This window comes from Pseudomonas sp. FW305-28 (assembly GCF_017351395.1).
GTDB lineage: Bacteria > Pseudomonadota > Gammaproteobacteria > Pseudomonadales > Pseudomonadaceae > Aquipseudomonas > Aquipseudomonas fluorescens_AA.
Genome location: NZ_JACNDD010000072.1, coordinates 23,716 through 33,124, shown reverse-complemented (window position 1 = coordinate 33,124; position 9,409 = coordinate 23,716). Strand labels below are relative to the sequence as shown.

Sequence of the window (9,409 nt, the reverse complement as noted above, 5' to 3'; positions counted from 1 at the left end):
CAAGGGATCCTCTGCGATCGCACAAATGAATATTTATTCCAACATTTGCAATTTGAGAATATTTATTCCATAAAGAGCCTTCTGAAAATAACAATTCAAAGGGCTCTTTCTCATGCGTGAACTCGGCATCGGTCTGATTGGCACCGGCTTCATGGGCCGTGCCCATGCCTTGGCGTTCCACAATGCCAAGGCGGTGTTCGACCTCCCCCTGAACCTGACACTCGCGGCCCTGGCCGACGCCGATCCGCAGCGTGCCCGGCAGTGCGCCCAAAGCTGGGGGTTCGAGACGGCCCACAGTGACTGGCAACAGCTGATCGACGACCCCAAGGTCAACCTGATCGCCATCACCACCCCCAACCACCTGCACTTCCCCATGGCCATGGCGGCGTTGGCGGCGGGCAAGCCGGTCTATTGTGAAAAGCCCCTGGCGGTGTCCCTGGAGCAGGCCGAGCAGATGCGCCAGGCGGCCAAGGCCGCTGGGGTGGTGACGCGGGTCGGCTACAACTACCAGCACAACCCGATCATCCAACTGGCGCGGGACATGATCCAGCGCGGCGAACTGGGACAGATCATCAGCTTCCAGGGTGAGTTCAGCGAAGACTTCATGGCCGATCCCACTTCGCCGTGGTCATGGCGTTGCGAAGCGAGCCACGCCGGTGGCGCACTGGCCGACCTGGGCAGCCACTTGCTGGCCATGGCCCGGCACTTGTTGGGCGATGTCGAGGCCGTGTGCGCCGACAGCCAGACCGTGCATCACCAACGCCCTGCCAGCGCCGGCAATGCCGAACAACGGGCCATCGCGGTGGACGACCACGTCCACGGGCTGCTGCGTTTCGCCAATGGCGCCCGGGGCACGGTGAGCAGCAGTTGGCTCAAGCATGGCTACAAGAATCATCTGAGTTTCGAGATCAGCGGCACCCTCGGCACATTGGCCTTCGATCAGGAGCGGCTCAATGAACTGCGCCTGTGTCGCGCCGGCCAGCCAGGTTTCCAACGCCTGCTGGCCGGTCCGGATCTGCCCGGCTATGCCGCATTCAGCCCCGCCGCCGGACACCAGTTGGGGTACAACGAATTGAAGACGTTGGAGGTGCAGGAACTGATCATGGCCCTCGCTGGCGAAGGCGGCAGCGGCACGGACTTCGACGAGGCCTGGGAAGTGGAACGGCTGGCGGCAGCGATTCGGGTGGCGGCGCGGGAGCAGCGCTGGGTCAAGGTCAGCGAGCTGTAACCGCTCACCTCAGTGAACACTTTTGTGGCGAGGGAGCTTGCTCCCGCTGGCTGTGGAGGAGCTGTGTAGGAGCTGTCGAGTGAAACGAGGCTGCGATCTTTCCCAAGACACTTGAATCTCAAGCGAAAGATCAAAAGATCGCAGCCTTCGGCAGCTCCTACCGCAACCCAGCGGGAGCAAGCTCCCTCGCCACAAAAGCATGTTCCCCAAGGGTAGAGAGTAAGTCTGTGGTGAGATATGCCCCCTCCCACCATTTTCTTATTTCATTAACGACTAGAGAACTGTCAGCTCTGACAGTAGATACCCCCTCAGATTCGCGCCAAATTAGCTCCCTGCACACCCGCACAGAGCCTGGCGATGGATCAACCGGAACGCTTGAGCATCACCCCTCCTTCGTTGCCAAAGGGCGGCGGTGCCATCCAGAGCATCGGCAGCGGCTGGGGCGAAGTGGGTGCCACCGGCAAGGCATCCTTCGACTTGCCGCTGCCGATTTCTCCAGGACGCGGTTTCGCCCCTGCCCTGCGGCTCGGTTACGGCAGCAGCGTGGGCAACAGCCTGTTCGGAATCGGCTGGGTGCTGTCGCTGGGCTGCGTCGCACGGCGGATCAGCAAGGGCGTACCGGCCTACACCGACGACGATGTCATGTTGGGCCCCGACGGCACGGTGTGGATGCCGGAGCGCGATGATGACGCCGAGATCATTCGCCGGCCTGTCGACACGTATCAAGGTCTGGACCTGGGCACGGTCTATCAGGTCGCGCGTTATTTTCCGCGTATCGAGGGTGCTTTCGAACGTATCGAACACTGGCGGTCAGCGGATGACTACCCAGGGTTCTGGTTGATTCACGGGGCCGATGGCAGCCTGCATTTATACGGCTTCAACGCTTCGTCACGCAGCACCGACCTCGAAGACGCCCTGCGTGTCGGCGAGTGGCTGCTGGAAGAAAGCCTGAACGCCCATGGCGAACACATTCTCTATGAATACGCTGGCGAAGATCATGCGGGCATGCCCGCCGATACGCCGCGGGACTTTCGCGCCCAGTGTTACCTGAGCCGAGTGCGCTATGGCAATGCCGAAGCGAACGCGCACCTTTATCACTGGGCACCGCCCCAACTCGAACAAGCCCAGTGGCACTTCGACCTGATCTTCGATTATGGCGAACGCGACACCGGGTTGACGGACATCCCCGCCTACGAGCCGACGAATACGTGGCCGGTACGCAGCGATGCTTTCGCCACCTACGGCTACGGTTTCCTGCTGGGCAACCTGCGTCTGTGCCGGCAGGTGCTGATGTTCCACCATTTCGCTGAACTGGGCAGCGAACCGTGGCTGGTGCAGCGCTTGCTGCTGGAGTACCACACCACCGAACTGGGCTATAACCTGCTGTCTGCCGCACATCAGCAAGGCTACGACGAACAAGGGCACATCGAGTCGCGCCCACCGGTGGCGTTCAGCTACGCGGCGTTTTCCACCGAAGATGCCGGGTACCAGGAATTCGATGCCATGCCCGGCCTCAACGACGGCCAGCAATACCAGTTGGTCGACCTGTATGGCGAGGGTATTCCCGGTGTGCTCTATCGCAGCGACAAGGCTTGGTACTACCGCGAACCGCTGCGCGCCCCCGCGCCCCAAGCACCGGATGAGGTGAGCTACGACGCGTGGAAGCGCTTGGACGCCATCCCGGTCATGGATAGCCGCAAACCGGTGCGCCAGTCGTTGATGGACCTCACCGGCGATGGCCGGCTGGATTGGGTCATGGCGCAACCCGGCGTGAGTGGCTTTTTCACCCTCAACCCGGATCGCCACTGGTCGAAGTTCGTCACCTTTGGTGCCTTCCCCGTGGAGTTCTTCCATCCACAAAGCCAACTGGCCGACCTGATGGGCGGTGGATTGTCCGACCTGGCCTTGATCGGCCCACGCAGTGTGCGGTTGTACGCCAATCGTCGAAATGAAGGCTTCGCGGCGGGCAAGGATGTCGCGCATTTCGTCGAAACGGCCCCCGACGATCGTCTGCCCCTGTTGAGCCAGGCCCAGACCGAATTGGTGGCGTTCAGTGATGTGTTGGGCACGGGCCAACAGCATCTGGTGCGCATTCGCCACAACGAAATCGTCTGCTGGCCCAACCGCGGCCACGGTCGTTTCGACCCAGGCTTCCGGCTCGGGAACCTGCCTTACACCTACAAGTCCTTCGATGCCTCGCGGGTACTGCTTGCCGATCTGGACGGTTCCGGCGCCGCTGACCTGATCTACCTCACCAGCGAACACGTCGAAATCTTCATGAACCGCACCGGCATGGGGTTCGAGACCACCCCACGGATCCTGCCCTGGCCACCGGGCGTGCGTTATGACCGACTATGCCAGGTCAGCGCCGCCGATTTGCAAGGCCTCGGCTGTTCCAGCCTGGTGCTGACCGTACCGCACATGAAGCCCCGGCACTGGCGCTGCGACTTTGTCCAGGCCAAGCCCTATCTGCTGCACCGTACGAACAACAATATGGGCGCGGCAGGCGAAGTGTTCTACCGCAGCTCAGCCCAGGAATGGCTCGATGAAAAACAGGCGCTGCTGGCGGAGAACCTGGAAATCGCCAGCTATGTACCGTTTCCGATGCCCGTGTCCGTGCGGCAGATCCAGCTGGATGAAATCACCGGCAATCAGTTGACCCAGTGCTTTGAATACCGACAGGGTTTTTACGACGGGCAGGAACGCGAATTCCGCGGCTTTGGCCTGGTGCTGCAAACCGACAGCGAAACCACCGGCGACGAACAGCGCCAGGCCGGCTTTACCGCGCCGGTGCTGCGCAAAAGCTGGTTCCATACCGGGCGCACGCCCGACCTCCCGGGGCTGGACTATGACCGTTCGGACAGCGCGGCCCAGCCCCTGGGCATGGCCTTGCTGCTGGCACCCCAAGGTGACGCACCGGACGAGATCATCGGCAACGCCAATGACGAAACCCGCCACGACATGGCCTACGCCCTGGCCGGCGTGTTGCTGCGGGTCGAGGTATTCGGCCTCGACGCCGCCGACCCGTTGCAGGCCCGGCCCTATTCGGTGCAGCAATCGCGCTATGCCGTGCGCCTGTGGCAAGGGCGGGACGACTACCAGCCGTACTGTCGGATGCAACCGCTGGAACTGGAGTCCATCGTCTACACCTACGAACGCCAGCCGGACGACCCGCTGTGCCAGCACCACATCAACCTGGCCTGGGATCGTTATGGCGCGCTCACCCACGAAGTGACGGTCGACTATGCCCGACGCAAAACTATCGACGACACGCCACCGTTCGACGACGCCCATGAACAAACCTGGTGGCGTGCCGCCCACGATGACGCGCAGCGTTTCTACTACCTGAATGAACACCGCGCCCAGTTCATTCACCTGGACGATCAGCAAGCCGTTCGCCTGGGCTTGCCCTACCTGTCCCGGAACAACGTGATGGTGCTGTCGAAGACGGTGCTGCAGCCGCAAGACATCTCCCATGAGGCGCTGTTCGACCGCCTCAATGCCCCGCCCGGCGGAGAATTCCAGCGAGTGCTGGCCCACTTGTCCGAACAGCGCTATCAACACGCCGGCCAGACCTTGCCGGCGGGACAGGCCAGCTTCGAGGCCTTGGCCGACTACCTTGAATCCGCCGAGCTGGATGAGACAGCGCTACAAGCGTATGCGTCAGTGCTCAGCCCCGAAGAGCTGGCGGACAAACTCCCTGGGCTCGGTTATCACTCCATGGCCGTCGTGTTGCCGACGGAACCGGACCGGGTGTTGTGGTCGACGCGCAAGGGGTTCATGACCTATGCCGGACCGGAGGGGTTCTACCGGCTGATCAGCGCCCGGCCCACTGAAAGCCAGGGGCCGACGGACATTGTTTTCGATGCCTATCACTGCCTGCCACTCAGCGTCACCACGGCTGACGGATGCAGCACCCGCGTGGCCGAAGTCGACTACCGGTTCCTGCTACCCCGGCGCATCGTCGATCCGAACCAGAACATTCAGGAGGCCCGCTATGACGGTTTTGGCGAGCTGTCGGCCAGCAGCTTCCATGGCACCGAGCGCGGCATCGAGGTCGGTTTCGACCCAATAGACCAGCACCAGCCGGGTATCCGTTTACCGACCGAAGCCATTGCCGCCCCCGACGCCGCCCTGCAAGGCGCGGCCAGCGCCTGTTTTCGCGATGCCTTCAGTTGGGTGCAGCGCCGTGAGCCGGTACACGCCGCCGTCTTGCAAGCCGACCGCTATCCGCAACCGCCGGACAATCCCGAACGCAAGATCCGTATCGCCGTGCAGTGCTGGGATGGCTTTGGCCGGAGTCTACAGAGCAAACAGAAGGTCGAGCCGGGTACGGCCTATCAGATCGCGGAGGACGGCAGCCTGGTGCTGGACGACGACCAACCGGTGAGCGCGCCGGCCGCCGAGCGTTGGCGGGTCAGCGAACGGGTCGAATACAACAACAAAGGTCTGGCGGTGCGCATCTACCGACCGTATTTCGCCAACGGCTATCGCTACATCAACGATGAATCGTTTCGCCGATTCGGCCATTGCGACCAGCAGTTCTATGACCCACTGGGTAGACCAACCTTGACGGTCACGGCCATGGGGTATTGGCGGCGGCAGCGGTATCTAGGGTGGTATGGGATTGGCGAAGACGAGAATGACACCTTGTTTGACAGAGGGCTGAGCGATGAGTGAGTCCAATCCGTTATTGAGCCATCTCGTTGACGCTACCGAGGCACCTGCGGATGGGACGAAGGAAGAGAAAGTCGACTTCGTCACTGCGATGGAACGCCTCGATATCCAGTCGGTGTTTGATATCGTCCGGCAACCCAAGGGACTTTTTTGCCAACGCCTGGCCAAGTTCAGTGATGCCGATGGCGAACTGGCCTATGACAATGCCTTGTGCTACGCGGTACAAATTGCCCGTTTGTACCGCGAAAAGCAGGTGACTTCCGACAGCGCTCGTTCCGCGTCCAAACGCACAGGGGTTCGCGCCCTGGTGGATATCGGCCCCAGCTATCCCAACTTGTTCAAGGAGCGTTGGGACGAGTTCTGCAAAGTCGGTGCACTGGCGGCGGTGGATTCTCCGGTGGCTTACCTGAGTGCCCTCTATCGCCTGGCAACGACGTCATTGGAGGAGGAGAACACGGGCGACGCGTCGAAGAAGATTCGTCTGGATGTTCGCCGGCCCGATATCAAGACCTTATTGATCGACCAACAAGCGACCTTCAAGCCCCTGCCGATGCTGGATATTGCCAACACGGTCCTGAGTCAGGGGATCGAACGTTATCTGTCCGGTACGCCTTCCGCAGGAACGCCGCTTCACCGTTTGTTTGCCGCGAAGTATTACCCCTTCAGTTTTCCGTACACCCACGCTCATCACCAGTGCAAGTTGGGGTTGTCCCAGAAAAAACTGATGCTGGGTGAGATCAACTATTTAATCAGTCCACAACTGCCCGTCACGGGCGGCAACAATTACGGCCGAGGGCAGCAACACCCCACAGTCGCGCAACAGCTGTTTGCAGGGTTGAGCGTCGAGCAATACGGCGTGTTGACGCGATCTACACCGTTCAGCACTTACTACATTTCGCATTCGCAACTGGTCCAAGGCTGGCAGGGACCAAGCATTTCCAACCTGAATCTATTTGAGGCCCGCTCGACCAGTTACCTGTTGCCCCAGCAAGAGGTGATCAAGCGTGCAGAACCCGAGGCGCATGAAATTGCGACTTCGGGAGGGGCCATGAGCACTCAGGTAACGCTTGCTTTCAGCAAATCCGGCGAGGCCGATAAAGACACTGTATTGAGCTTTGGCGTTCGCCGGATCAGAGAAAATACAAATTATGCGATCAACCGTTACTCCCCGGTCAAGGCTCAACCAGCATGCACGTATATTCAATATCTACCGGCTGATAATGCAGGTGCCTCGCTGCAAGTAAGTCCCGGTTATCAAGTGACCTTCGATATGCTCGTGGCGACGCTAGATGCTGACAGCACTACCCAACTTCTCGAAAAACAGCGCTTCACCCTGGCACTCGATGAAGCTTACGTGTTGACCGGTCCAGAGCAGGAATTCTTTCGTACCTACTACGGCATGGAGGTGATGACGCTGAACACGGCGTCCCTGTCGAACCTGAACACCTTCATGGCCAGGACCGGATTGAATGCCGACCAGGTCGAGGCCCTGCTTTCCCAACGCAGCCAGCGCCCTCGGCTATCGGCCAATTGCCCGTCCCTCAACCCTTTGGTAAACGGTGGGCAGTTCAATCTACCCTATCCGCACGCGTCACATTATGGGGCCTGTTACGTGAACGGCGTGGGCTCCGACAGGTTCGATGCGTCCGCCGAAAACCCGGACTTCGACAGGTTCGATAACTCCATGGGGCTCAAGGAAAGCCTCAACAACGGGCGCAGCGAATGGTCTATCACCAAGACATCGCTGAACCGTTTCGACCGCCTGCAACGCATGATCCGCCTGCAACGCTGGATGAACATCCCCTTCGCCGAACTGGATACCCTGGTGGTCAGTGCCATTCGCGGCTGCGGTGAAAACAACCTGGACATGGCGCTCAATGGCGATGTCATGCGTGTTCTGGGCCTATTTCGCTATTTCAGCAGCCACTATCAGATCACCGCTGAAGAGTTCGCGGCGTTTTTCCATCACTTGTCCCCCTACGCCACGGGAGAGCGGACACCGCTCTTCGACCTGGTATTCAACAGCCCGAGCTTGTTCGATACACCGTTCGTGCTGGACCAGCAAGCATTCGATCTTACCAGCGCAGACCCTGCCGATCAGAAAACCGCCTATCAGCTCTGCGCCGGCCTTGGCGTTCAATTGACTGAAGGTTCTCTGCTGCAACTGGCGAATATCACGATTGCCCATGTCGGTCCCTTGACGCGTTCGTTGGAGACCGTCTCCTCGCTTTACCGCCAGGCCCGTATCGCGCGGATGTTCGATCTGTCGATTGAGGATTACTGTGCCTTGCTGGACTTGCTGGGGGGCGAAGCCTATCAGAAGAATCTCGCCACGGGCCGGTTCCGCTTGGGCGGCGGCGCGCCGGATATCGCCGATATATTGATGCACATGGACTGGGCCGTTACCTGGCTCAGGGACACTAAACGCAAAGTCGGTGATGTGCGGCGTCTGCTGGGCCGAGACCCGTATGAGTTCCTCCCGCTACAAACGTTGCTGGAGCGTTTGAATCGATTGGCGGCCGAGTTGACGCCGGCGCTCGTCAGCCCATCGGAGCTGGATCGGTTGAGCCTTCCGGTAAAAGACGACCAGAACGCGGACATCGCCTGGCGCGCCTTACTCAGAACCCGATTGCTCAACGATCAGGGGCTGGTGACCGGTGGCTATCCCTATCCAGAGACTTTGGAGGACACAACGGTCCAGATGATCGACCGCACTCTGGCGCAAGTACTCCAGCCTCTGCATTTATCAAATGACGTCAAGACAAGCATTCAGGCGAAGCTCGGCGAGTGCCTGGTCAATGGCTACGCACGACAATTGCAGCTGCTTGAAGGCCTGCTGCAAGATACCCTGGGCTTGCCCATGGCCCTGGCGGAGAGTGTTATCCAATGGAGCAATAACACCACACATGGCTTGCTGTCCGAGGTGCTCGCGATGCCGACCCAGGGCCAGAACACCGCCCTGACTGAGCGTTTTCAGCCACTGCTGCGCCATGCCGCCGTCGCACGGCATCTGGGGATCAGTGAACGTGCGCTGCGAACATTCCTCCGTGAACCGGCCTGGCTAGGCCTCGCGAACAACGCATCGAACCTTACCCTGGCCAGCCTCTACTACCTTGAGCGCTACGGCCTCTTGCTCGACACCCTGGGCAAGTCGGAAGCCGAGTGGCTTGCTTATCTGGCGCTCGCAAACGCCCCCGACAAGGCCCGGAAAGCCAAAGATCGACCGGCAACAATCAACGACTCAGCCAACACGGCGTTGGCCCAATTGCTGGGCTGGCAGCCTGGTGAAGTAAAGACCTTGTGCGACACCTTGCCGGAGGGTCGTGCGACCCAGTGGCTTCAAATGGAATGGGTGTACCGCTGCCAACAGGTGTGCCAGACCACCGGGCTTGGTGCCGCCTCCGTGCTGCTGTGCGCGGGGGTGAGTTCCTACAGTAACAGCACCAACTGGCTCCCTTTGGGCGAAGCCATGATGGCTGCAAGTCGCTGATCAGGAGGTATTCC

Annotated in this window: 3 protein-coding genes; all 3 read left to right on the top strand. The window is 60.4% G+C overall.

Features of this window, described 5'->3' with window-relative positions:
* Positions 1–112: 112 nt before the first annotated feature.
* The 3 genes from J4E53_RS17650 (at position 113) to J4E53_RS17640 (ending at position 9,395) form a co-directional block, all read left to right on the top strand.
* Positions 113–1,228, top strand: coding sequence for a Gfo/Idh/MocA family protein (locus J4E53_RS17650; RefSeq protein ID WP_103311421.1), 1,116 nt, complete (start codon positions 113–115; stop codon positions 1,226–1,228).
* Between the two features lie 357 nt (positions 1,229–1,585).
* Positions 1,586–5,908, top strand: coding sequence for a SpvB/TcaC N-terminal domain-containing protein (locus J4E53_RS17645; protein WP_103309529.1), 4,323 nt, complete (start codon positions 1,586–1,588; stop codon positions 5,906–5,908).
* Positions 5,901–9,395: a Tc toxin subunit A gene (locus J4E53_RS17640; RefSeq protein WP_103309527.1), complete on the top strand. Its 3,495-nt coding sequence runs from the start codon at positions 5,901–5,903 to the stop codon at positions 9,393–9,395. The genes J4E53_RS17645 and J4E53_RS17640 overlap by 8 nt, the downstream gene beginning before the upstream one ends.
* The last annotated feature ends 14 nt before the right edge of the window (positions 9,396–9,409 follow it).

Excerpts from the sequence above, each read along its gene's own strand:
- J4E53_RS17650 (WP_103311421.1), top strand. The coding sequence starts at position 113 with ATGCGTGAACTCGGCATCGGTCTGATTGGCACCGGCTTCATGGGCCGT.
- J4E53_RS17645 (WP_103309529.1), top strand. The coding sequence starts at position 1,586 with ATGGATCAACCGGAACGCTTGAGCATCACCCCTCCTTCGTTGCCAAAG.
- J4E53_RS17640 (WP_103309527.1), top strand. The coding sequence starts at position 5,901 with ATGAGTGAGTCCAATCCGTTATTGAGCCATCTCGTTGACGCTACCGAG.